The sequence below is a fragment of the Mesobacillus sp. ABV4_180 genome, assembly GCF_056158485.1.
On sequence record NZ_JBSWTJ010000001.1, the window covers coordinates 3,158,494 to 3,179,803 of the forward strand.

At 41.5% G+C, this 21,310-nt stretch carries 25 protein-coding genes; 8 read left to right on the forward strand and 17 right to left on the reverse strand.

All coding sequences use genetic code 11. The features are described from left to right. Positions 1-65: 65 nt before the first annotated feature. Both ACXAEA_RS16210 and ACXAEA_RS16215 read left to right on the forward strand, forming a co-directional pair. Positions 66-557 carry a PaaI family thioesterase gene (locus ACXAEA_RS16210; protein WP_475096907.1) on the forward strand — a complete coding sequence of 164 codons (492 nt, stop codon included), beginning with the start codon at positions 66-68 and terminating at the stop codon, positions 555-557. Between the two features lie 9 nt (positions 558-566). After that, a complete protein-coding gene (locus ACXAEA_RS16215; RefSeq protein WP_475096908.1) occupies positions 567-920 on the forward strand; it encodes a hypothetical protein in 354 nt (117 codons plus the stop codon). Positions 921-984: 64 nt separating this feature from the next. Here ACXAEA_RS16215 and ACXAEA_RS16220 read toward each other — a convergent pair whose 3' ends face one another. Further along, entirely contained in the window at positions 985-2,055 is a 1,071-nt protein-coding gene (locus tag ACXAEA_RS16220; RefSeq protein WP_475098147.1) for a CAP domain-containing protein, read from the reverse strand. A gap of 194 nt (positions 2,056-2,249) precedes the next feature. Then, the gene (locus ACXAEA_RS16225) at positions 2,250-2,678 is read right to left on the reverse strand and encodes a CBS domain-containing protein (RefSeq protein WP_475096909.1); all 429 of its coding nucleotides are present in this window, start codon (positions 2,676-2,678) and stop codon (positions 2,250-2,252) included. A gap of 265 nt (positions 2,679-2,943) precedes the next feature. On the opposite strand from ACXAEA_RS16225, the gene ACXAEA_RS16230 reads away from it, so the two are divergent. Then, positions 2,944-3,303 (forward strand): YugN family protein, encoded by a 360-nt coding sequence (locus ACXAEA_RS16230; RefSeq protein WP_475096910.1) that lies wholly within the window; start codon positions 2,944-2,946, stop codon positions 3,301-3,303. A gap of 109 nt (positions 3,304-3,412) precedes the next feature. Here ACXAEA_RS16230 and ACXAEA_RS16235 read toward each other — a convergent pair whose 3' ends face one another. Then, the gene (locus ACXAEA_RS16235) at positions 3,413-3,778 is read right to left on the reverse strand and encodes an Asp23/Gls24 family envelope stress response protein (protein WP_475096911.1); all 366 of its coding nucleotides are present in this window, start codon (positions 3,776-3,778) and stop codon (positions 3,413-3,415) included. A gap of 298 nt (positions 3,779-4,076) precedes the next feature. Here ACXAEA_RS16235 and ytvI point away from each other — a divergent pair, with 298 nt between their 5' ends. Then, complete coding sequence (ytvI, locus tag ACXAEA_RS16240; RefSeq protein ID WP_475096912.1) at positions 4,077-5,135, forward strand: sporulation integral membrane protein YtvI; 1,059 nt, start codon at positions 4,077-4,079, stop codon at positions 5,133-5,135. A gap of 420 nt (positions 5,136-5,555) precedes the next feature. Here the strand turns inward: ytvI and ACXAEA_RS16245 are convergent, their stop codons facing one another. From ACXAEA_RS16245 to cyoE, 8 genes are all read right to left on the reverse strand, one after another. Further along, entirely contained in the window at positions 5,556-6,728 is a 1,173-nt protein-coding gene (locus tag ACXAEA_RS16245; RefSeq protein ID WP_475096913.1) for a GNAT family N-acetyltransferase, read from the reverse strand. 105 nt (positions 6,729-6,833) lie between these two features. Further along, positions 6,834-7,298, reverse strand: coding sequence for a DUF420 domain-containing protein (locus tag ACXAEA_RS16250; protein ID WP_475096914.1), 465 nt, complete (start codon positions 7,296-7,298; stop codon positions 6,834-6,836). 128 nt (positions 7,299-7,426) lie between these two features. Then, positions 7,427-8,338 carry a cytochrome c oxidase assembly factor CtaG gene (gene ctaG, locus ACXAEA_RS16255; protein WP_475098148.1) on the reverse strand — a complete coding sequence of 304 codons (912 nt, stop codon included), beginning with the start codon at positions 8,336-8,338 and terminating at the stop codon, positions 7,427-7,429. Between the two features lie 160 nt (positions 8,339-8,498). Further along, positions 8,499-8,834, reverse strand: a complete 336-nt coding sequence (gene ctaF, locus ACXAEA_RS16260; RefSeq protein ID WP_475096915.1) for a cytochrome c oxidase subunit IVB — start codon at positions 8,832-8,834, stop codon at positions 8,499-8,501. 4 nt (positions 8,835-8,838) lie between these two features. After that, positions 8,839-9,468: a cytochrome (ubi)quinol oxidase subunit III gene (locus tag ACXAEA_RS16265; RefSeq protein WP_475096916.1), complete on the reverse strand. Its 630-nt coding sequence runs from the start codon at positions 9,466-9,468 to the stop codon at positions 8,839-8,841. Then, the gene (gene ctaD / locus ACXAEA_RS16270; protein ID WP_475096917.1) at positions 9,468-11,339 is read right to left on the reverse strand and encodes a cytochrome c oxidase subunit I; all 1,872 of its coding nucleotides are present in this window, start codon (positions 11,337-11,339) and stop codon (positions 9,468-9,470) included. Before ctaD ends, ACXAEA_RS16265 begins: the two co-directional genes overlap by 1 nt. Positions 11,340-11,370: 31 nt before the next feature. Beyond that, the gene (gene coxB, locus ACXAEA_RS16275; RefSeq protein ID WP_475096918.1) at positions 11,371-12,444 is read right to left on the reverse strand and encodes a cytochrome c oxidase subunit II; all 1,074 of its coding nucleotides are present in this window, start codon (positions 12,442-12,444) and stop codon (positions 11,371-11,373) included. A 102-nt stretch (positions 12,445-12,546) separates the two neighbouring features. Beyond that, positions 12,547-13,473, reverse strand: a complete 927-nt coding sequence (cyoE, locus tag ACXAEA_RS16280) for a heme o synthase (RefSeq protein WP_475096919.1) — start codon at positions 13,471-13,473, stop codon at positions 12,547-12,549. 619 nt (positions 13,474-14,092) lie between these two features. Here cyoE and ACXAEA_RS16285 point away from each other — a divergent pair. After that, positions 14,093-15,052 carry a COX15/CtaA family protein gene (locus ACXAEA_RS16285; protein WP_475096920.1) on the forward strand — a complete coding sequence of 320 codons (960 nt, stop codon included), beginning with the start codon at positions 14,093-14,095 and terminating at the stop codon, positions 15,050-15,052. 35 nt (positions 15,053-15,087) lie between these two features. Here the strand turns inward: ACXAEA_RS16285 and ACXAEA_RS16290 are convergent, their stop codons facing one another. Continuing rightward, the gene (locus tag ACXAEA_RS16290; protein ID WP_475096921.1) at positions 15,088-16,287 is read right to left on the reverse strand and encodes an FtsW/RodA/SpoVE family cell cycle protein; all 1,200 of its coding nucleotides are present in this window, start codon (positions 16,285-16,287) and stop codon (positions 15,088-15,090) included. A gap of 180 nt (positions 16,288-16,467) precedes the next feature. Continuing rightward, complete coding sequence (locus ACXAEA_RS16295; RefSeq protein ID WP_475096922.1) at positions 16,468-16,749, reverse strand: Fpa/YlaN family protein; 282 nt, start codon at positions 16,747-16,749, stop codon at positions 16,468-16,470. A 190-nt stretch (positions 16,750-16,939) separates the two neighbouring features. On the opposite strand from ACXAEA_RS16295, the gene ACXAEA_RS16300 reads away from it, so the two are divergent. Beyond that, positions 16,940-17,440 carry a peptidyl-prolyl cis-trans isomerase gene (locus ACXAEA_RS16300; protein ID WP_475096923.1) on the forward strand — a complete coding sequence of 167 codons (501 nt, stop codon included), beginning with the start codon at positions 16,940-16,942 and terminating at the stop codon, positions 17,438-17,440. Positions 17,441-17,565: 125 nt separating this feature from the next. Here the strand turns inward: ACXAEA_RS16300 and ACXAEA_RS16305 are convergent, their stop codons facing one another. After that, the gene (locus tag ACXAEA_RS16305; RefSeq protein ID WP_475096924.1) at positions 17,566-18,906 is read right to left on the reverse strand and encodes a PhoH family protein; all 1,341 of its coding nucleotides are present in this window, start codon (positions 18,904-18,906) and stop codon (positions 17,566-17,568) included. 200 nt (positions 18,907-19,106) lie between these two features. Here ACXAEA_RS16305 and ACXAEA_RS16310 point away from each other — a divergent pair, with 200 nt between their 5' ends. Next, the gene (locus ACXAEA_RS16310) at positions 19,107-19,691 is read left to right on the forward strand and encodes a YhcN/YlaJ family sporulation lipoprotein (protein ID WP_475096925.1); all 585 of its coding nucleotides are present in this window, start codon (positions 19,107-19,109) and stop codon (positions 19,689-19,691) included. Between the two features lie 26 nt (positions 19,692-19,717). Here the strand turns inward: ACXAEA_RS16310 and ACXAEA_RS16315 are convergent, their stop codons facing one another. Then, complete coding sequence (locus ACXAEA_RS16315) at positions 19,718-20,173, reverse strand: pyridoxamine 5'-phosphate oxidase family protein (protein ID WP_475096926.1); 456 nt, start codon at positions 20,171-20,173, stop codon at positions 19,718-19,720. 155 nt (positions 20,174-20,328) lie between these two features. Between ACXAEA_RS16315 and ACXAEA_RS16320 the strand changes: the two genes are divergently transcribed. Further along, positions 20,329-20,529, forward strand: a complete 201-nt coding sequence (locus tag ACXAEA_RS16320) for a YlaI family protein (protein ID WP_475096927.1) — start codon at positions 20,329-20,331, stop codon at positions 20,527-20,529. Between the two features lie 145 nt (positions 20,530-20,674). Here ACXAEA_RS16320 and ACXAEA_RS16325 read toward each other — a convergent pair whose 3' ends face one another. Together ACXAEA_RS16325 and ACXAEA_RS16330 are read right to left on the reverse strand one after the other, a co-directional pair. Continuing rightward, positions 20,675-20,968, reverse strand: coding sequence for a hypothetical protein (locus ACXAEA_RS16325; protein ID WP_475096928.1), 294 nt, complete (start codon positions 20,966-20,968; stop codon positions 20,675-20,677). Between the two features lie 11 nt (positions 20,969-20,979). Continuing rightward, complete coding sequence (locus ACXAEA_RS16330) at positions 20,980-21,294, reverse strand: YlaH-like family protein (RefSeq protein ID WP_475096929.1); 315 nt, start codon at positions 21,292-21,294, stop codon at positions 20,980-20,982. Positions 21,295-21,310 lie beyond the last annotated feature (16 nt).

Genomic DNA, 21,310 nt, shown 5'->3' on the forward strand with positions numbered 1-21,310 from the left:
TTTACAATAATGAAAATTCTAAGATAACGAACGTAAAAAGCCGTTCAGAAAGAGGTATTAATATAGTGGAAAAAGAATTGCATCAGCTTTTGGATGAGTGCATCTCGCAATCAAGCGAAGAGGATCTTGACACCTTGCAAACAGTCTTATCCGGAGTGAAAAATAAGCTATCCGGCAAAAACAGCACCTATATAGACGGCCTGCTCCATATGGACCGGAGACTGGACAACGAAACATGTGAAATAGACATCCCTATCACCAAAATGCTGGATAATACCCTGGGCATTGTACATGGCGGTTTTACTGCTACCATACTGGACACGGCGATGGGCACATTGGCGAATAAACTGCTTCCGGAAGGCTTTGCAGCGGTGACTTCACAGCTGAATATCCATTACCTGGCTCCTGGTATTGGTGACAGACTGCATTGCAAGGCGACCCTGATTCATAAAGGAAGAAGTACCGTAGTACTGGAAGCCGATGTTTTCAGGTCTGACGGTAAAAAAATTGCCCATTCTTCAGGAAGCTTTTTTGTTGTTGAAAAAACACATAAGTAAGGTGGTTCTATGGTCACTGCAATTGTAATCCCAATTGTCCTGATCTACTTTTATTGGCTGACGAAAAGAGAGATGCAGGCAAATTATGAAGAGTGGCTTAAGCTTGAGGATATACCGGAAGAAGCTGTCGTAAGCGGCCGGATCGTAGAGGTCCGTGAGCACAAGGAACGTTTCTATTACCATAGATTCAACCATGTATCTGTCCTGAAAATCAATACTGGCGTTAAGGAATTGATTGTAAAAAAGATAACCCCGCTAAGAAATGGAACGGTACCCCCAGTGTTTAAGGAAGGTGCATCCGTTCACCTCTATGGCAATTGGAAAGAAGGTTATTTTTCAGTCAACAGAGCGCTGCACAAATAACAAGAGCATGCCAAATGTGGGCATGCTCTTCGTACTGAATAAATTAATAAAAATAATATAGCAATTACTGTTCCCACGTTTTCACAAAATTTTGGGTATAGTGCTTACGATAGACACCGACTCCGAGATGTGAAAATTCATCATTCAACAATGCTTCACGGTGGGATTCACTGTTGAGCCATCCCTCTACCACAGCCGGAGCGTCTGTGTAATTAGCCGCGATATTCTCCCCGGCCACTTGATACAAAACATCCGCAGCTTTTAATCGTTCAGACAAATCCCCGAATTTTTCTGATTCATGAGAAAAGTAGTCTTCCACGGCCATATCCTTACTGTGTGCATACGCCACCTCTGCTGTTTTTTCATCCCATTCAAGCTGTGACAACTCATGTCGGGACCTGATTACATTGGTGATGTCTAGAATCTGTTTCTCAATGCCTGCTTCGATTCTTACCCAGTCCCCGTCAGATAAAACAGGAGGTTCAACTAGAGTCCCTCTGTAGACCATTTCGTACGGCCGCTGTTTTACAATCGTTTCCTTGTCCATATAGCGGATGCTTGAAACTGAACCGGTAAATTTATCGATATAGAGCTGGACGAAATAATCACCCATTTTAATGATTGGACGTGTGTTCATATCCTGTTCTGAAAGCTCGAATTTATATGAACTGCCGCTGTATTCAAACGTAACCTCAGGTTCAATCACATTCATTGAAAAAATTTCTTCAATTGGCTGCCCGATTTTAAATGGTTCAACGTTGACTGATGGACCAATTCCATAAGCAGTAACAACTTTCCCATTTAAAACACCTGCCTGGATATACTGCTCGAGATTATTGTTAAAAATCCACCAATGAAAGCCATACGCAGAAAGATCGACGCGATCAGGTTCACCAAGCTCTGCTTTAAGATCTTCTATATCTTTCCCCAATAACGAACCTACACCTTTCCCAGGCTGATCAATGCCCTCACTGATGTTTTGTTCACTCATATTTTTTTCGAGGGATTCATCTACTTTCGGGGCCGATTCATTTTCCATGATCAGTTCATTTCCATCGTCCTTGTTAAAGCCAAGATACAACCCAATAAGCAGAAAGGTTGCTGCAATTAATAAAATTCTTCCAATAGTACGCAGATGTAAACCCCCTTTCTATCATCTCTCTAATACTATATGAGCGATTATTAAAATTATTATATCATTTTAAACGTTCTTTTTAATAGAACCATTACTTCTGTACCTTAAAAATAAATGCACATAATCTTTATTTATAGAGGTTTGTAAATCTTCACAGAAATGACAAAATGGCACCCAGAAGAGTGCCACAATTGTTATTGCATCTGGTTTCCATGCTCTGAAATTTCGGTTAATGCATGCTGTGCCTGTTCATCTGTCCTTTCATTGACAGCAAAGTCGCCAAGGGCAACAATTCCAACTAGTTTATCTCCTTCTACAACAGGCAGCCTTCTGATTTGATGATCAGCCATAAGTCTGGTAGCTTCTTGAGTAGACATGTCAGGAGATGCTGTCACCAGATGGTCGCTCATAACGGTTTCCACTTTAGAGGATGGCGGGTGTTTTTCTGCAATGCCACGTATGACGATGTCCCGGTCTGTGATCATGCCTACCAGCCTGTCCTCATCTACAATAGGAATTGAACCGACATTGAGTTCTTTCATCTTTACAGCCACTTCAAATACATTATCAAGCAAAGTACATGTTTCCACATCACTTGTCATGATATCACGGATTTTACGCACTTCTCTTTCCTCCTTATGAATCAAAGCTGTGAATTCTACTATATTAGGTTTGCCCGATTCCACCTGTTTATGCTGAAAAACCACATAATTCATCTTTCCTCAACAGATACTACTATTTGAAAAAATAAGGGGTAATCAGTTCCGGGCGTTAAGAGTATCAATTATTTTATTCATTGCAACTTAAGCAAATTTTTACTATTATTGAATCTGAGATATAATCATATCAAGCAATACTTTTGCAGCGTGCTTTTTAGGAGGGAATAGGATGAAATTTGAAAATACCGGTATTGAAACACTTAAAGCGGACTTGAACCGTCTTGATGAGGTCATGCTCGAGCACGGACTTGTGCGTGAAGGACAATGGGATTATGAGCGTGTAACGTACGACAAAAAATTAATCCTGAAAGAGGGTACATATTATCTTCGCGTACAGGGCCATGTTCATGAAGGTGATGTAGGAGCACACAAAGCGATCATTCAATTGATGACTCCTTTGCTAGGCAAGCATTATTACCCTCATGGTGTTGAATATGGTGAAGGCGAACACTTTCCAAAGGCACTTGTCAGCCAGTGCGAAAAACTTCTTGGCGAAGTAAAAGCTGAAGTTGAGAAATTCGCAATTTAACTGCGAAATGCGGTGGCGACTGTCCAACTCCGACAAGCGCTGGAGGGCCTGACAGTGAAGTCGTTCTTTGACTTCTTTATACTTTCTTATCTCTAAAAAAAGACGCTAATTACTGCGTCTTTTTTTCAATTTTGTGTATCCCTGTAATTTTTATATCAATACTTTTAGGATTAAATGAAGTAAGCATCAAAATTTCCTCTGAAATACTCCGCTGCAGTTCTATAGCGTTATGATAAATACAAGAATCAGCAACGGCACTGACGTATATTTTAACGTGAATCATTCCCTCGTCGTGTCTGACGCTAACTCCATGGTCGTAAAAAGTTTTTCTCGAAAAAGTAGAAATTCTCGTTCTTTTCCTTGGACCAGATTGTTTAAACAGGTGATTTTCATTTATATTGGCATGGACAATCGCACAGACAGCACGACATACCTCCATAAAATGCTGAGGCATGTTGTTCCTTGTATCCTTCATTGTCCCACCCCTTGTTGATAAAGGATTTAAATACATCGATCCAGACAAAGATAATTACCAGGAAATAGCTATATCAAGGAAATCCCGAACCCAATTTTCCCTTTTCACCTGAAAAACAGCAAAGTTTAAGAAAGAGCGATGGATAACGTTGATTTTTGTTGTTTCTTATATTAAATGCATACTATAATTTAAGTGTTAAGGAATTTTTCACTCTTTATGACTTAAGGAGCGAATAGTCATAGTATAATTTGTTTTTCATGAGGTATATACCTGCTACAGGTATAGAAAGGAGTTTCAATTGTCCGGTATTTTTACTAAAAGAACCATCATAATCGCATTTATCACTCTTATCGTTGCAGCAATTCTTTATATTATCCTTCCGGTATCCATCCCGCTGATCGCTGCGCTGATCACAGCCCTCTTTTTAGAACCTGCTGTTGTATACTTCCAGAATCGATTCAGGATTGGGCGCAGGCTCTCTGTTCTGGGAATTTTCCTGCTGTTTGTATTGCTTATCGTGATTTCAGGCTATTTTCTCACGACAACAGCGGTCACTGAGGCAATTGACTTGATCGACAATACTCCTGTATACATAAATGAAATAACGAATGCCTGGTATAAGGCTGAGAACAGGTTTGTTGAAGCGGCAAATGATCTTCCAAGGGAAGTGGTTACGGAAATCAGCAACCGTGCCGAGGATTTCCTTAATAAAGCTAAAACAGACATGATAGCGTTCATCAATATTGACAACCTCAAGGCTCTGCTGACATACATCCCAAATTTCCTGATCAGCTTCCTTGTCTATTTGATCGCATTATTTCTATTCTTGCTTGAGCTCCCAGCGTTAAGAAAAGGTGTATACAGCCACTTGACGGAAAAGACGGCAGACAAGGTTCATTTTATGACATCAAGGCTTTCTTATGTAGTATTCGGTTTCTTAAAAGCCCAATTCCTAGTAAGTGTAATCATTTTTATCGTTGCATTGATTGGCTTGCTTTTTATAGCGCCTGAGTATGCGATTGTCATGTCAGCGATTATCTGGGTGATTGACTTCATTCCTTTGATTGGATCGATCGTCATTTTAGCTCCCTGGTCCATTTTTCATCTTGCAACAGGAAACATTGCCCTTGGAACCCAGCTTGCCGCTCTGGCAGTAATCCTTTTGATCATCAGGCGTACAGTTGAACCAAAAGTAATGGGCAGTCATATCGGCCTTTCACCGCTCTCGACCCTGATAGCCATGTATCTTGGCTTAAAGTTATTTGGAATCATGGGCTTCGTCATCGGTCCATTAATCCTGATTGGATTCAACTCAGCCAAAGAAGCTGGAATAATTAAGATGAAATTTAAAATTTAGGCTGTGTTAAAGCTAATCATTGTTATTACGTCCTATTGATTGAAGTGGAATCCTATGGGATGCAGCTGGACAGGTGAGACCCCGCAAGAGCTTGCGATGAGGAGGCTCAGCGCCAGCCCCGCGGAAAGCGATGCGCCTGCAACGGAAATCAACAGTCTAAATTTAAGTCAACCAAAAAACCCGGGTAATCGAAAGATCATCCGGGTTTTCCATGTTTTATTATTAAGGCTCTGTTAAAGCTGAATGTTGATATTAAACCCTGTCGATTGTAGTGGAAGGCGCGAAGACTCCTGCGGGCGCAGCTGGTCAGGTGAGACCCCGCAGGAGCAAAGCGACGAGGAGGCTCAGCGCCAGCCCAGCGGAAAGCGAAGCGCCTGGAACGAAAATCAACAGCTGTATTTAACAGAGCCATTATTAAAATTAAAAGAAATCATAAAAGAATGGCTTGAATGCCGGAATTAATTCTTCAAGTACCTGAACTTCTTCAAATTTACCTTTGATCATCCCTATATCATACAGCTCCAATGGCCGCTTATAGCCTAAAAGCATCGCTGTCAAAGCATTGATATTAAGCTGCAAACCACGTTGTGGAGGTTTTACGCAAGAATCCCCTTCTTTCACTGGAAAGAATTTTACCCCTTCATGCCCAATCAGATAGGCACCTGAATTCCAGGGTGCTGCCCCGTCCTCGAGATGGAGAAACAAATTATGATCCGCTGTTTTAAAAGGATACGATGTGAGAGCCTTTTCTGCATTAACGACTCTACCCATAAAGTAAGGGCTAATCTCGGTTTTAAGCTTAGGTTCCTTGAGGAAATATGGGAATGGCTCATGAACAGATAACCGTAATTCTACACGATCTACCATAGAATCATGCTGGCAGATATAATTCCATAATCCAACTCTTGTTTCGTGATCAAGCGCAACATATTCCTCTACCTTCATAACATCATTTTTCACTTCATATAGAAGATATCCTGCAGCTTCATTATAAGAATTATAATACACAGCTGCCGTCATCGAACCGTACACGCTTTTGCTCCACCAGTCTGCATCCCTTGAAAGCATGGCACTGTGTTGTTCAGCGTACTTTTCGTAAACTTTTTCGACATCTAAAGAGTGGCTCTTTTCAGTATATCTCTTAATCTTCCCAGAAGGCTGTTCTATCGGTTTTAAATGTACCTTTTCAACCGTTACCTTCCTGTTGTCTGAAATGATTTCCCAGCCAAATCTCCTGTAAAAATCGATTTGAAACGGGTGCAGGAATGAAACGATATTATTTTCCTCGTTCATATCCTCAAGGGCCTTTTTGATCAGGGCATTAACATACCCCTTTCGTCGGTGCTCTGGATAGGTCGCAACACCTGCAACCCCTCCCATTTTCCACTCCACTTTCCCAAGCTTCACATTCAAAGATAAAATATGTAATTTTGACGCCAGTTCTTCCCCATCAAAAATCCCAAGCAAACGATGCTTTTTTAATGTTTCCAGGCGCTTCGGTATGTCACTTTCTGGTACTTGATACTGGAAAGCATACATCGATAGATTCATTGACTGTAAATAATGCTCTTCAGATAAAACCTTTATATCCATTCTTGACTTCCCCCTTTATTCATCTGTATACATTCGCCTGAACCATCTAAAATCCCTGCCAAACAAAAAAACATTGCTATAAGCAATGCTTTTCTAATATAAACATTAAGTTCCGAGAATTGCCTTTATGACAGATGTCGTTTCGCCGCCCTCATAGAAAACATATAGAAGCAAGTATACAGCAACACCTGTGATACCTGTAAAGAACCATACGATACTGGTTACAGGTCCCAGTTTCCTGTGGCGGTCCAGCTTGTTTTTATAACCTGTGTAAAGGGACGTAATCCCAAGTACTGCTCCAATTGTCGCAAGTGTAATGTGAAAAAATAAAAATACAGTGTAATAAATTTTGATATCATCCGGACCTCCAAAGGATGTATTCCCAATGAAGATGGTCCTTGATGCATAAATCACAAAAAAGATGATGGCGAAAATACCAGCCAATGTCATTGTTTTTCGGTGTTTTTCAATCTTTCGTTGTTTTATCTGTGCCCAGCCAATTGCCACGGTAATTGCACTCAGGACAATAAATGTGGTACTGATGGTAGGCAAAATCGGTAAATTAGACATATAAAATTCCCTCTCAATCATTATTTCTCCATAAGATTAATTGTAGGTGACATGCAGTATTTTTTCAATCTTTGATTGTCTCTCAAAAAAAATAAAATGGCCTCCCGCTAATCGGAAAGCCATTCTAGTTATTCAACTGTCTGCGGTGCGCTTGCAAGATTGATTGCATCTAGTTCTGCCTGACGATCTTCTTCATTGCGGAACCACTGGAAGAACGCATATCCAAGGAATATACCATATACAATCTCCTGGATTACCTTCATAATGACTCCACCTAGCTGCTGGTCATGAAGAAGAGAGATGGAACTGAAGGTTTCAGGACCACTCAGATTCAAAGATGAAAGCATCGTTGGCGGAACACATAATTTCAAGGCTTCTCCCCATGCATTCGGATCTGAAAAGGTTGCATACATAGGTGTATCTGCAAAGATAATCAGAGCACATGCCGGCGTAATCAATACGCCATCAGCAAAGATATATCCCATCTTTTTTACGCCTGATAATGTCTGATATTCTTCCAATTTATTGACGAGCGGCCACCACATTAACATCGCGAGTATAAATAGCACGGATGTATAACCTGCATGGAGCCACATATCCGTTTTTACGAAGTCAAAGATAAGCGGAATATGGTAGATAGAGAATACTCCATTAAACATGATCAAGGCAATCAGCGGCTTCGTAAAAAATCGAAACAACGGGTCGACGACCGGAAGAGACAAGATCGATCTCCAAAGCCAATCAGGCAATCCGAAAATCAATAAAGGCGGCACGACAAGGTAAAGGACTGACATTTGTATCATATGCATATAAAAAGTGATATGGGCCATCAAATCGATTGGTGAGCCCTTTATGATATACAACACGATTATTGCTGATGTAAAATAAACAGCCTGCTTTCGTGTTGCAGGAGCACCTTCCCTGAAACGACCATAAAATTTAAATACAACTAGATAATAGGCAACGATCAGCGCTGCCATCACAAGAAAATAACCCGGGCTCCATAGGGCTCTGAACCCAAATATATCAAGAGTAAGCATCATTATTCACCCCGTCCAGATAGAGAACTTTACTCTCATTATACTTCCAAAGGTAGGCAACATCAATGAAATGACTCTTCCATTAAATGCTAGCAACATGCCATTCATAGAAAAAATCGGCCTTGTCAGCCGATTTTTTCTTTAGATTATGCTTATAGTATTACCACCAGATGATCGTTGTAAAAGCCAAAATAGTTACGGCTCCTACAAGTACTCCTGAATACAGGAATAATGCTGGTGCTTCATGCCCTTTGTGGCTCATGTGCATGAAATAGTATAACTGGAAGATTACCTGAACTACTGCAAGCAAAAGGATGAATGGAACTGTGAACCAGCCTGAAAATCCTTCATAACCTACTGCAACAAAGGCAACGATTGTCAAGAAAATCATCAATGCGAAGGAAACGATTTGGTATCTCATCTCTTCCGCGCTCTTCTTGCGACGGTATTCAATGTCTACTCTTGGGTTCCCTGAACTTGGTTGTTGATTCGCCATCAGTTTATCCCACCATTCCCATTAGATATACAACCGTGAAGATGAATACCCAAACAACGTCGATAAAGTGCCAGTACAGGCTGGCAACATAGAACTTAGGCGCGTTGTAAAGGTTCAAACCACGCTTCGAGTTACGGACCATCAAAGTGGTGATCCAGAGCAAACCAAATGCTACGTGTCCACCGTGGAATCCAACAAGCGTATAGAAGGCAGAGCCGAATGCACTGCTTGTGAATGTATGGTGGAACTCATGTACATAGTGATTGAACTCATAAATCTCAAGAGCAAGGAAAGCAGCGCCAAGAGCTACTGTCAATCCAAGCCAAAGCTGCATCTTCTTGAAGTTGAAGTTCTTCATGTGATACATCGCATAAACACTTGTTAAAGAGCTTGTCAAAAGCAGCATTGTTGCAGCAAAAGCAAGCGGGATTTCGAAAATATCTTTTGCAAGTGCATGTTCTGCATTAGGTACCTTATCTTTCAAGGCAAGATAAGTTGCGAAGAGTGTAGCAAACAAAACTGTTTCTCCACCAAGGAAAAACCAGAAGCCCAAAAACTTGTTTTTTGCTTCGAGGGTTGCTTTTTCAGGCGCGGCAGGCCATGTTTCATAAGTGAATTTTTCTTCAGCTTGCATTATGCCTTTACCCCCTTATCATTATCATCGTCCATTAAATCTTCTTTATGAATATGGAATCCATGATCATCTTTAATTGAGCGTACGAACATTGCTCCTAGAGTTACTCCCATACCAATGATCAGTACTAGTAATCCCCAGCTGGTTTCAGCACGGTACATTGCACCAAATGCTGCAATGAAAAGACCAAGTGATATTACGAAAGGAATGAATGAGTTGTTCGGCATATGGATGTCACCAAGTGGTTCTGCAGGTGTCATGCCTTCTTTGCCTTCCATTTTCTCCAGCCAGTAAGCATCCAAACCACGTACAAGCGGCAGCTGCTTAAAGTTATAGAATGGCGGTGGAGAAGCAATTGCCCACTCAAGTGTACGGCCATCGCCCCATGGGTCATTTCCAACTTTTTCGTTTTTAATACTTGTCATGATTACATTGATTAAAAGAACAATTGTAGCAATTGCCATGAAAATCGCACCGATTGAACTGATCAAGTTTCCTAACTCAAATCCCTGTCCAGGAAGGAATGTGAAGATACGGCGTGGCATACCCATCAATCCCAAGAAATGCTGGATGAAGAACGTAAGGTGGAAACCAATCAGGAATAACCAGAAAGTGATTTTACCCAATGTTTCGTTAAGCATTGTGCCAAACATTTTTGGCCAGTACAGGTGTGCACCAGCAAATAGAGCGAATACTACACCACCAACGATTACGTAGTGGAAGTGTGCGACAACGAAATAGCTGTCATGATACTGGTAGTCAGCTGCTGCTGCTGCAAGCATGACACCTGTTACACCACCGGCAACGAATGAAGGAATGAAGGCTACAGCCCAAAGCATCGGAGTTGTGAACTTGATGCTTCCTCCCCACATCGTGAACATCCAGTTAAAAATCTTGATACCAGTCGGAACGGCAATCGCCATTGTTGCTACTGCGAAGATCGCATTCGCAATTGGTCCAAGACCAGTTGTGAACATATGGTGAGCCCAAACCATGAATCCAAGGAAACCGATTAATACAGTCGCGAATACCATGGATGAGTAACCGAACAGACGCTTTCTAGAGAAGATAGAAAAAATCTCAGAGAAAATACCGAAAGCCGGTAAAATCAAGATATATACTTCCGGGTGACCAAAGATCCAGAAAAGATGTTCCCAAATGACTGTGTTACCGCCGTTTGCAGTAATAAAGAAATTAGATCCGAACATACGGTCAAAGATCAATAAGAACAATCCCACAGTTAATGGAGGGAATGCGAACAGGATTAAAGCTGACGTTACAAAAGTAGCCCATGTGAACATTGGCATACGCATATATGTCATACCTGGCGCACGCATATTAATGATGGTAACAAGGAAGTTAATACCACCCATTAAAGTACCTGCACCGGAAATTTGCAGTCCAAGTGCATAAAAATCGATACCATGTGTCTCTGATGCAATAGAAAGTGATGCATATGAAGTCCAACCTGCATCAGGAGCTCCTCCCAGGAACCAAGAAAGGTTCAGGAAGACACCACCAAAAAAGAAAAGCCAAAAACTTAAAGAGTTCATGAACGGAAATGCAACGTCACGTGCACCGATTTGCAATGGCATTACAGCGTTCATAAAAGCGAATACAAGCGGCATCGCTGCAAGGAAAATCATCGTTGTTCCGTGCATCGTCAGGATTTCATTATAAAAACCTGCGCTTACAAAATCATTATTAGGTACAGCCAGCTGAATACGGATGAACAATGCTTCAAGTCCGCCAAGGATGAAGAAGAATCCGCCAGCAATTAGATAAAGGATCGCGATTTTCTTATGGTCTACCGTTGTAAGGAAGTCCCATAAAGTTGCGCCGAATCCTTTTTTCTGAGCATAGGTACTCACAGTTTTACCTCCCTTTCAAACAAATCCCCTGTTATTTCTGGACTTTCAAGCCCATCAGATATTCTGTTAATGCTTCAAGTTCTTCTGGTTTAAGTTCAGGATACTTACCAGTCATCTTGTTTGCTGGCTTGTATGCTTCCGGATCTTTCAACCAATTCTTGATGTTTTCTTCAGACATGTCCAGAACACCAGCAACACGTGAACGGTCGCCAAAGTTTGATAGGTTAGGACCTACACGGGCAGCTTCTGGTGCAGTGTTTGCCGGAGTTACGGCATGACAGCCAATACAGCTGTTATTGAAGATTTCCTGGCCTTGCTGTGCAGTTTGAGATTCTGCTTTCACAGGTTCTTTGACTGCTTGCATGTTAGATACCCATTGATCGAATTCAGCGCGAGATAATGCCTTTACTTTGAAATCCATCAATGCGTGTGATGGCCCGCAAAGCTCAGCACATTTTCCATAGAAAAGGCCGCCGGCTTCGTCAGCTCCTTTGCTGTCAAACTCAAGCCAGAACTTATTGACGTTATCCGTATTCGTATCCATTTTCCCTCCAGCAGAAGGAATCCAGAAAGAGTGCTTTACATCAGAAGCCTTAAGGTTGAAGTAAACCTTTTCATCAGTTGGGACGACTAAATCCTGGCTAGTGATGATTTCTTCATTTGGATACTCGAATTCCCACCAGTAAAGGTTGGCGCGAACATTGATTACAAGAGCATCTGTCTTTCCTTCGGCATTTTTCTTTTCCATTGGAGAGACATCCGCTAACTTGAAGGTTGACGCAACTGTTGGAACAGCAAGAATTAGAAGCAATAAGATCGGAATAACTGTCCAAAGGATCTCGAGCTTGTGGCTGCCCTCAACTTGCTTCGGAATCTCCTGATCATTCTTCCTGCGGAACTTCATTACAACATAAATAAAAATGATTGTGACGACAGCAATTACTCCCACCATAATCGCCGTGCTCAATAACATGAGTTCATACTGGGACTGAGCAACTTCACCTGCTGGTCTTAATGTAGACAGGTAAGGCTCACCACAGCCGGACAAGACTAATGCCATCAATGTGAACAAAGACAGCAGACGCCATTTAGCAAGCATCTTCATAGCTTAATTAAACCCCTCTTTCGTAAAAAATCTAATAAATTTGGTTGAAAAAAATATATGGAAAAATCCTCTCTCAGCAAAGAGCGAATCTCCTAACAAAGGTTAGATAAGAGTGACAATAACCATAGCGACAAACATGACCGTTAAGTATTGTAAAGAATATACAAACATCAGTTTTGCCCATTTCATATCATCTTTAAGCTTTAATAGATAAATTCCCAATGCAAGCCAGCCAATATTCAAGGCGGTAGCCAGCACGAGGAATGGAATCCCCAGTTCTGGAAGGAAAAAAGGCAATGGAAGCAGTGCAGCTACCCATAGAAAGATTGACCTTTTCGTAGCTTTAAAGCCTTTCACGACTGGCAGCATTGGGATACCGGCTGCTCGATATTCCTCTACCCTTCTCATTGCCAATGCGTAGAAGTGAGGCGGCTGCCACACAAAAACAATGGCAAATAGCATCCATGCCATCACATCAAGATTTGCATCTACTGCAGCCCAGCCAATAAGAGGCGGAACAGCACCAGAAATGCTGCCTACAATTGTATTCGAAACATATTTGCGTTTTGACCACATTGTATATAGAACAACATAACTAAATACTCCGAAAAGCCCGATCAGAGCTGCTGTTATCGTAGTAGTAAGCAAGAATGCAGTACCTGCTCCAATCAGCAGGAAACTCATCAATGCTACCTTTCCAGGCTGTACTCTGCCCGTGACCGTAGGCCGACCCTTTGTACGTTCCATGAGATGATCAATGTCCCGGTCTATATAGTTATTCAAACTGCATGATCCAGCCACGATCAGAGAAGATCCGACCAATGTCGCAAGCATCAAATCAATATTGTCCAGGAACCGCGCCCCGCTGAAATGCAGTGCGAGCCATAATCCTGTGAAAGTTGTCATAGCATTGGAGTTCACAATGCCTACTTTTATCAATGCAAGAAAGTCTTTCATCATCGTATTTTCCACGACTGCTGGCTGTCCGTCCTCGATCACAGCTTCAGAAAAAGCTTTTGAATTAGACATCCATATCCTCCTTCATCCCCTTTTGTTTTTAAAAATCAAACAAGCAAATTTTTACAAAAAAAAGAGAAGTATTTATTCCTTATATTCCTGATAGTTTTCACTATTCTCAACATGTAAAGACTGTTAATTGTTTGTGTAGAAAAATAACACCTACGTTGTATATTAAATCACACTTCACAACTTTTTTGTGAATTTTTTTTGAACAAAATTTGACTAATTTGTGTCTTACCGCCATTATCCATAAACTTCAATTTTATTGCAAGGAATAATCATTTAAATTTACGATCCCTAATTAAATAGCCTCTCCTTACAAATTATATATTTTTGGATAATATTTTCATGATTGCCATTTTGCTGGTATGTATTTGTCTTTTCAAAAAAAAAGCCGCTGTTGGTTTGAGCATTCTAACACAAATTCCTTTATTGTCCAGTTGTATCATGATGTATTGATATATTACTTTTTATTGTGTAGTATCTTAAGTATTGTGTTCTATCCTTTTTCGTCAAAATTCGTTATTATAGGAATAGAATTTTCAGGTTTTCTACAAGATTCTTTCATTATACATGTCAAGTTTATAATTTGACAACTTATCGAACTTTAATTAAGCAGGTGATGTTCATGAAACGTTCCCTTAAGTGGCTGGCGGTTTTAACCACGATCGGGATGCTTTTTGTTTTACTCGGGGGTGCCTTGGTAACCAAAACCGAATCCGGGATGGGCTGCGGTAAATCGTGGCCGCTGTGCAACGGCGAATTTGTACCTAGTGATATTACACCAGAATTGGTGATAGAACTCGCCCATAGATTAGTATCAGGAAGCGTAGGCATCATGGTGCTGGTTTTGTCTATTTGGACATGGAGAACGATTGGCCACATCCGTGAAACAAAGTTTTTAGCTGTATTATCGTTTTTCTTCCTTATGCTTCAGGCCCTGATTGGTGCCGCAGCGGTTGTTTGGGGCCAGTCGGATTTCGTTTTGGCTCTCCACTTCGGAATCTCGCTCATATCATTTGCAGCAGTCCTATTATTGACCATGCTCATTTTTGAAGTAGACAAGAAGTTTCAGGCTGAAAAACTTGTGATTGACAAAAGAATGAAGTTCCATATTATCGGTCTTGCGATTTATAGTTATCTCGTCGTTTACACAGGTGCTCTCGTCAGACATATGAATGCGAGCCTGGTTTGCAAAGACTGGCCATTATGTTCAAATGGCGGCTCATTCCTTCCCACCAACATTTATGAATGGGTTCAGATGGGACACAGGGCTGCGGCAGGATTCATTTTTATTTGGATTGCTTATGTCACTTACCTTGCTGTCAAGCATTATAAACACGAAAGAGTGCTTTATTGGGGATGGATCATTTCATTTATCCTTGTTTCCCTACAAGTCGCGGCTGGCGCATTGATTATCTTCACCAGACTTAATCTATATATTGCATTGGGTCATGCATTCTTTATTTCTGTACTTTTCGGTGTCTTCAGCTACTTTATCCTTCTCGTAAGCAGAAGCAGAAAAAATGAAGCAAGAGTCCAGAATCAAAAACAAGGCGACCTCATTACTCCAGCAACGGCAAAGTAAAAGCTGCAGCATACGCTGCAGCTTTTTTCATTCTGTTATGAACGGAATTTAAAAGTATTCTGAGGTACCGGGACCGGCTTCGATTTTGGCTGTGGAGCCTTGTCCTTCTTATACTTCTCTTCGTAATTAACAAACATCGAAACATTAACAAGGATTCCTGTGGCAAGTGCGAGCTGGAGCAGAGATGATCCTCCATAGCTTACAAATGGCAGCGGTACCCCAGTCAGAGGGATGACTCCAGAAGCTCCTCCGAGATTGACAAATGATTGTATGCCAATCATGCTGGCTATCCCTATTGCCAGCAGGCTCCCAAACGGATCTTTGCATTTCAGGGCGATAAATATTCCTTTCAGGACAATAAAGGCAAGGCAGATGAGCACGAAGCCGACTCCAAAAACACCAAGCTCTTCAGAAATGACAGCAATGATAAAATCGGTATGAGCTTCAGGCAGGTAGCCAAGTTTTTGATTGCTCTGGCCTATACCGAGGCCTGTAAGTCCGCCTGAGCCAATTGCATAATATGCATTCGCCAGCTGATATCCTGATTTTTGTTCATCATCAAAAGGATTGCTGTAAGAAGTAAGTCGCGCCATTCTTTTTTCTGAAAAAACTTCATCTTTTAACACCAGGGAAACCGGTACGAGAAGAATTACGACAATCATGACAAGCTTCATTATATTCTTCAGATTCATGCCCGATGATAAAATGATTGCCCCTGCAATCAACATAATAATGCCTGCTGTTCCGAAATCAGGTTGAAGCGCAATCAGGAAGAATACCATTACAAGGAATAACAGCGGAGGCAATACTCCCTTATTGAACTCATTTATGTAGGATTGTTTTTTTGCGTACACCGCAGAAAGGTAGACAATGACGCTCAACTTCGCAAGTTCAGATGGCTGGATACTCCTCGTCCCCATTTCAATCCAACTAAGAGCATTACCTGCTACCTTCCCAACTACAAACAGGATGAGCAGACCTCCAAGGGTCAGGACCACCATAGGAAGGAGAAATCTGGTACTCTTCATTGCTTTGTATGGAAACAGTGCCGCACCGATGAAAACTACAGAAGCTGCCAGTAAGTTGAACTTTTGCTTTTCATAGAAGAAATCACTATCTACTCCATGCCAGGTAACCATGCTGGCACTGTAAACCATGACAAGGCCGAACAAGCTCAGGAGCACAATAACAATGATCAATGAATAGTCATAGGATTTCATGATTTTTTTAAACATCGTCTCTTCCCCATCTTCTAAGTTGTTTTATCTATTCTACTATAAGTTGAAATATCCTGCCTTTGTTTATGGAAAAGTTCTTTAAACTTTAATTAAACTGTCATCGAAAAGAAAAATCTTTAGAGAAGCCATCACAAAAAAACTCAAACAACCGAAGAGGACTGTTTGAGCTTTTAGGATTTATTTTTTTAACGAAGCCTCATGCAAAATGGAAAGTTCTTTCTCCAATTGACCAAGAATTACTTTCCCATCTGATTCTTCGATTAAGCCGAGTCTGACTGCAAAATCTATTTCTCTTGATAATCCAAACATTTGCGTATCTAAAACCTCTTCGTATAGAGGACATTGAGGCATTGTCAGGTTATCCATTTGCACCTTGATCAGCTTTAAAATTTTATCAGCGTCAGCCTTTAACAAGGCATGGGCTTTTTCCTGATGGTTTATTATCATATCAGACGCCAACTTGATCCCCCCGTTTCCGAGCGATTACCCGATCCTTCTATAAATTTTACCCTTAAGCAGCCAAAAATGCAAGAATATTAAGGATTCAGAAATTATTGGATAGACGCTTTTAAATCCTCGCCAAATGACATTTCCGGTATTTATCGCTATACTGAATTTAAAACATGAGCAACTTGGGCAGGAGGATTTTATGGAAACAATCATCCCTATCAAAGGAAAAGTTAAATACAAGATCACATTGGATCCAGGAGTATGGATTTTTGACGATCGGAAAGTAGAATTGAATACATATTTCAATCAGGAACAAGATGGCAGAAATGATTTAGAAGAGTATACAAAGTCTGTTTCTAAGCATTGGGACCGCGAAATAATGGAAGGTGCGGTCTATCCCCCAACACTAAAAACAGAAGTCAAATTCGAAAAAGAGAAAGTTCTGACAGGTACTTTCGGCATTCCATTCAAACCTTTCCTTAAGAACGCGGAACCGGAGGAAACTGCGAAGAATGTAGTGATTGAATGTTCAGGGAATGAACAAATACAGCTGTCACTCGAAGAGGCTGCCAACCTTATTCTCGGCTTCTCCAAAGACGGCAAACCATTGAAAGAAGATGGTCCTCTTCATATTTTCTATCAAGACGGCTCAAACCAGGACAACCCGATAAAAAATGTGACAGGATTCATAGTTGAATAATATGTACGGTTTAGCCAACGGGCATCCAGTTTTGGATACCCGTTTTCTTATAAAAATTGCAGCACCTGCGAGAATGATCCAGCTACAGACTTTGTCAGGGCTAACCAAGTCGCATCCGCTGTTCTTTATTTAAGCAAGTCCGCCGCCAGCTGTGCAAGCGGGGACCGCTCGCCTTTTACAAGCTGCACATGGCCTGCAATCTGCTGGTCCTTAAATTTCTCGACAACATAAGTAAGGCCATTATTGTAGGCATCAAGGTACGGGTGGTCGATCTGATCCGGGTCCCCCATCAATACAATTTTGCTCCTTTCCCCTACCCTTGTAAGGATCGTTTTCACTTCATGCTTAGTCAGGTTCTGCGCTTCATCAATGATGATGAATTGATCAGGAATGCTTCTTCCCCTGATATAAGTCAGGGCTTCCACCTCGATAGACCCCATTCCGGCCAGTATCGCATCCAGTTCCCCAGGTTTTTTCGTATTGAATAAGAACTCCAGATTGTCATAGATCGGCTGCATCCAAGGCCTTAGCTTTTCCTCTTTTTCACCAGGCAGGAAGCCCAAATCCTTCCCTACGGGTACAATTGGCCGTGCAACAAGCAGCTTTTTGAAAATCCCTAAATCCTCAGTTTGCAGCAGCCCGGATGCAAGTGCAAGAAGAGTCTTCCCTGTCCCAGCACGGCCAATCAGGGTAATTAAAGGCATGTCTTGCCTCAGCAGCAATTCCATGGCCATAATTTGCTGGACATTTCTCGGCCTGATTCCCCATATATGTTTCCCTTCATGTTCAAACACAAGCTTTTTTACTTTCTTTTTCTTATTATCGACCATGCCGATTGCAGAAGCAGAGCTTCCGAGGATATCCTTCATGATCACGAATTGATTAGGGTATAGGAAGTTCTGCCCATTCAGATCGGATATATTTAGATCTCCTTTTTCATAAAAGCGGTTTAGTACTTCTATCTCAAGATACACTTCTGCAAAACCAGAATAAAGATGGTTCAATTCCACGACCCTGTCACTCAAAAAATCTTCTGCCAGGAGGCCAATCGCATCCGCCTTCACCCTGACCAGTGCATCCTTGCTGACCAGGATCACTTGTCGTCCATTTTCCTTCGTCTCTTCTTCGAGACTCAGATTTTTCGCCACAGCGAGGATCCGGTTGTCATTCGTTTTCTCAATGAAAATTTCCTGAAGCTGATGGAATGACCGGTGATTCAGCTCAATGCGAAGAGTACCTCCTCCTTCGAGATTGATTTTCTCATGGAGTTTGCCTGTTTCCCTCATTCCGTCTATTAGCCTGGATACCTGGCGAGCATTACGGCCAATCTCATCCATATATCTTTTCTTTGAATCCACTTCTTCCAGGACTACAGCAGGTATGACAACTTCATTATCTTGAAAAGAAAAAATCGCGTGCGGATCCTGTAATAAGACGTTTGTATCCAGTACGTATATTTTACTCAAATTGATGCCTCCCGCCTTCTTGATCTCGACTCAGGCCAACTTGGCAGCCTTGGCCGGGACTTTGGTAAAATATATGACTTTCTGTATAAAGATAGAAGATATTTTGCACAATAACCTTTGAGCATTTCTTTTTTTATATAGCATTCCTTGTTGTTTCCATGGCATTTTCCTAATGACTAAATATCCGGAGGGGTTTTATCATGATAAGATTTGCGGCCGCACTATTTTGTTTAACGCTGATCAGTGCGTGCACTATGCAGAATAACGCAAGCGAGGACAAAAAAGATCACAAAGTCAAGGTACAGAACAGCGTGATTCAAGAGGTTGACCGGGAGTCTGGACAAAAGATTTCCCGCCACCTCGTGAACTTGACAACCCACATCCCGAATGTTGATGATGCAGCTGCTGTAGTTGTCGGACGATACGCCATTGTCGGAATAGATGTCAATGACAATATGGAGCGATCAGAAGTGGACACTGTAAAATACACAGTGGCAGAAGCTCTGAAAAAAGACCCCCATGGTGCGCGGGCAGTCGTGGTTGCAGACCCGGACATCACGGCAAGATTGAAGGAGATTTCCAATGATATAAAAAATGGGCAGCCAATCATCGGAATCATGAATGAACTATCTGATATTACAGGAAGGGTAATGCCGGAGATTCCTGCAGATATGGTTGAACCGCAGACCAAAAGCCCTACTGAAGATCCAAAGAAAAACCTTGACCAGAAAGAGAAAAAACAGCTTGAGAAGGACCAGGAACAACAGTCTAATTATCATAAATGAGCAAGATAAAAAGCTTAGTCAGTCGACTAAGCTTTTCTCATTGCATCCATCACTTGTTTATCAAGACGTGCGGCTGCATCCTTATCGTATGTTTTATCATATTGTGGTTCAGCGACGATTTTTGATCCATAGAACATAACGTCCCTTACTTCACCAATCTTGATTTCAACGAGAGCGAGCTTCAAAGGAACACCTTCAAGCTTTTCCTGCTTTACGCCTGCTGTCCCGCTGATGGAATATGTAGATTCATTAGCGATTAAATTTATAACGGCTTTATCGTTGTTTTTAATATTCTCAATGATGCGGGAACGGTTATCCACCGCAAAGTAAATCGTTTCTTCGTCCTTTGCAAGCACCCAGGAAATTGCGCTGACGTTCGGTCCTCCAGTTTCATGGTCAACTGTCGCCAAAGTCACAAAACGCTCTTTTTGGAGCTCATCAAACAAAGCTTTGATCAGTTTAGGTTCTACTTGATTTGCCATATTCACCCTCCTTAAACTATCATAATAGTACTACGAACCTTTACTCAGGGCAAATCAAATGATTTTCCCTCTACAGGCTTAAAACAATGATATACTATAATATAATCCAAACTAAAACAGGCTATGTATCATAATTAGAGATCAGAGGTGTAAAAATGCGGGTCAAATGTGTACTTTGCGATAAGATTGAAAACATTAACAGTGATACTCTCCAGGCTAAGCGACTTCGAAATCGGCCGATCCATACATATATGTGCACAACATGCAATGACAGGATTACGGAAAAAACAAACAGTCGCCTGGCAACAGGCAATTTTAAACTTTACCGGACAAGGGTTGAAAAGGATGATTGGTGATCGGGCATATTTTTCAATTACCTTTCCTATGCAGCGTTTTATTGGAACATCTATTAGCGCTGCTTATTAAATCTTGTCCAGGGAAAAAAATTCAATAAAGCACAATCACAAAAAATCCGCCCCTTCAAGCCAGGGGCGGATTTTTTTAGTCTTCTTCAGGATAATTCACATATTTGTCAGGCTCCTGCCTGATCTGGTCCAGCATGACTTCAATCAGGTCACGCGGGAAGCGGTATTCCTTTGATTCGCCGCCCTGGACAACAGTGACATAATACATGAGTGCATCCCTTTTTAGTTGTTTGGATTCCACATTATGTTCTTCTGCGAGGATTTGATCAAACAATTGTGTTGTATCAACTGCCGCAGTGTCATCCGGCCTTGCATCACTGACGATTTTGATTGTCAGCCAGTTATAGATAGCATCCTGGAGTGATTTCATATCGCCAACTCCTAATTAACATTCGCTTCTTCTTTTTTATGCTGACGCAGCCTGAGTTTGTATATGATCAGGATGAGTGCAGCGACCACAAGCCCTTCCGCGATCGGAAGGAAAATAGCGAGGAAGGTAAGGACTGTAGAGCCTATCAGCAAGAATGCATAAATTATAATATTTTTGAGCATAGGCAGTTTTTGGGCAAACCCAAGTTTGTAAACCAGGATGCTCAACGCCGCTATAGTTAGATATAGCAGCCACATGCCAACTGTCGGGTTCTCATCGACCCTGAAAAGTGCCGCAAAAAATGATAATCTCTGGCTTACATCCATACTTCTTCCCCCTACT

Coding starts and splice junctions, on each gene's coding strand:
- ACXAEA_RS16230 (WP_475096910.1), top strand. CDS start 2,944: ATGAAATTTGAAAATACCGGTATTGAAACACTTAAAGCGGACTTGAAC.
- ACXAEA_RS16235 (WP_475096911.1), bottom strand. CDS start 3,778: ATGAAGGATACAAGGAACAACATGCCTCAGCATTTTATGGAGGTATGT.
- ACXAEA_RS16330 (WP_475096929.1), bottom strand. CDS start 21,294: ATGGATGTAAGCCAGAGATTATCATTTTTTGCGGCACTTTTCAGGGTC.
- ACXAEA_RS16300 (WP_475096923.1), top strand. CDS start 16,940: ATGGAAACAATCATCCCTATCAAAGGAAAAGTTAAATACAAGATCACA.
- ACXAEA_RS16265 (WP_475096916.1), bottom strand. CDS start 9,468: ATGCAAGCTGAAGAAAAATTCACTTATGAAACATGGCCTGCCGCGCCT.
- ACXAEA_RS16325 (WP_475096928.1), bottom strand. CDS start 20,968: ATGAAATCACTCCAGGATGCTATCTATAACTGGCTGACAATCAAAATC.
- ACXAEA_RS16285 (WP_475096920.1), top strand. CDS start 14,093: ATGAAACGTTCCCTTAAGTGGCTGGCGGTTTTAACCACGATCGGGATG.
- coxB (WP_475096918.1), bottom strand. CDS start 12,444: ATGAAGATGCTTGCTAAATGGCGTCTGCTGTCTTTGTTCACATTGATG.
- ACXAEA_RS16320 (WP_475096927.1), top strand. CDS start 20,329: ATGCGGGTCAAATGTGTACTTTGCGATAAGATTGAAAACATTAACAGT.
- ctaG (WP_475098148.1), bottom strand. CDS start 8,338: ATGCTTACTCTTGATATATTTGGGTTCAGAGCCCTATGGAGCCCGGGT.
- cyoE (WP_475096919.1), bottom strand. CDS start 13,473: ATGTCTAATTCAAAAGCTTTTTCTGAAGCTGTGATCGAGGACGGACAG.
- ACXAEA_RS16290 (WP_475096921.1), bottom strand. CDS start 16,287: ATGTTTAAAAAAATCATGAAATCCTATGACTATTCATTGATCATTGTT.
- ACXAEA_RS16310 (WP_475096925.1), top strand. CDS start 19,107: ATGATAAGATTTGCGGCCGCACTATTTTGTTTAACGCTGATCAGTGCG.
- ACXAEA_RS16245 (WP_475096913.1), bottom strand. CDS start 6,728: ATGGATATAAAGGTTTTATCTGAAGAGCATTATTTACAGTCAATGAAT.
- ACXAEA_RS16315 (WP_475096926.1), bottom strand. CDS start 20,173: ATGGCAAATCAAGTAGAACCTAAACTGATCAAAGCTTTGTTTGATGAG.
- ctaF (WP_475096915.1), bottom strand. CDS start 8,834: ATGGCGAATCAACAACCAAGTTCAGGGAACCCAAGAGTAGACATTGAA.
- ACXAEA_RS16250 (WP_475096914.1), bottom strand. CDS start 7,298: ATGTCTAATTTACCGATTTTGCCTACCATCAGTACCACATTTATTGTC.
- ACXAEA_RS16215 (WP_475096908.1), top strand. CDS start 567: ATGGTCACTGCAATTGTAATCCCAATTGTCCTGATCTACTTTTATTGG.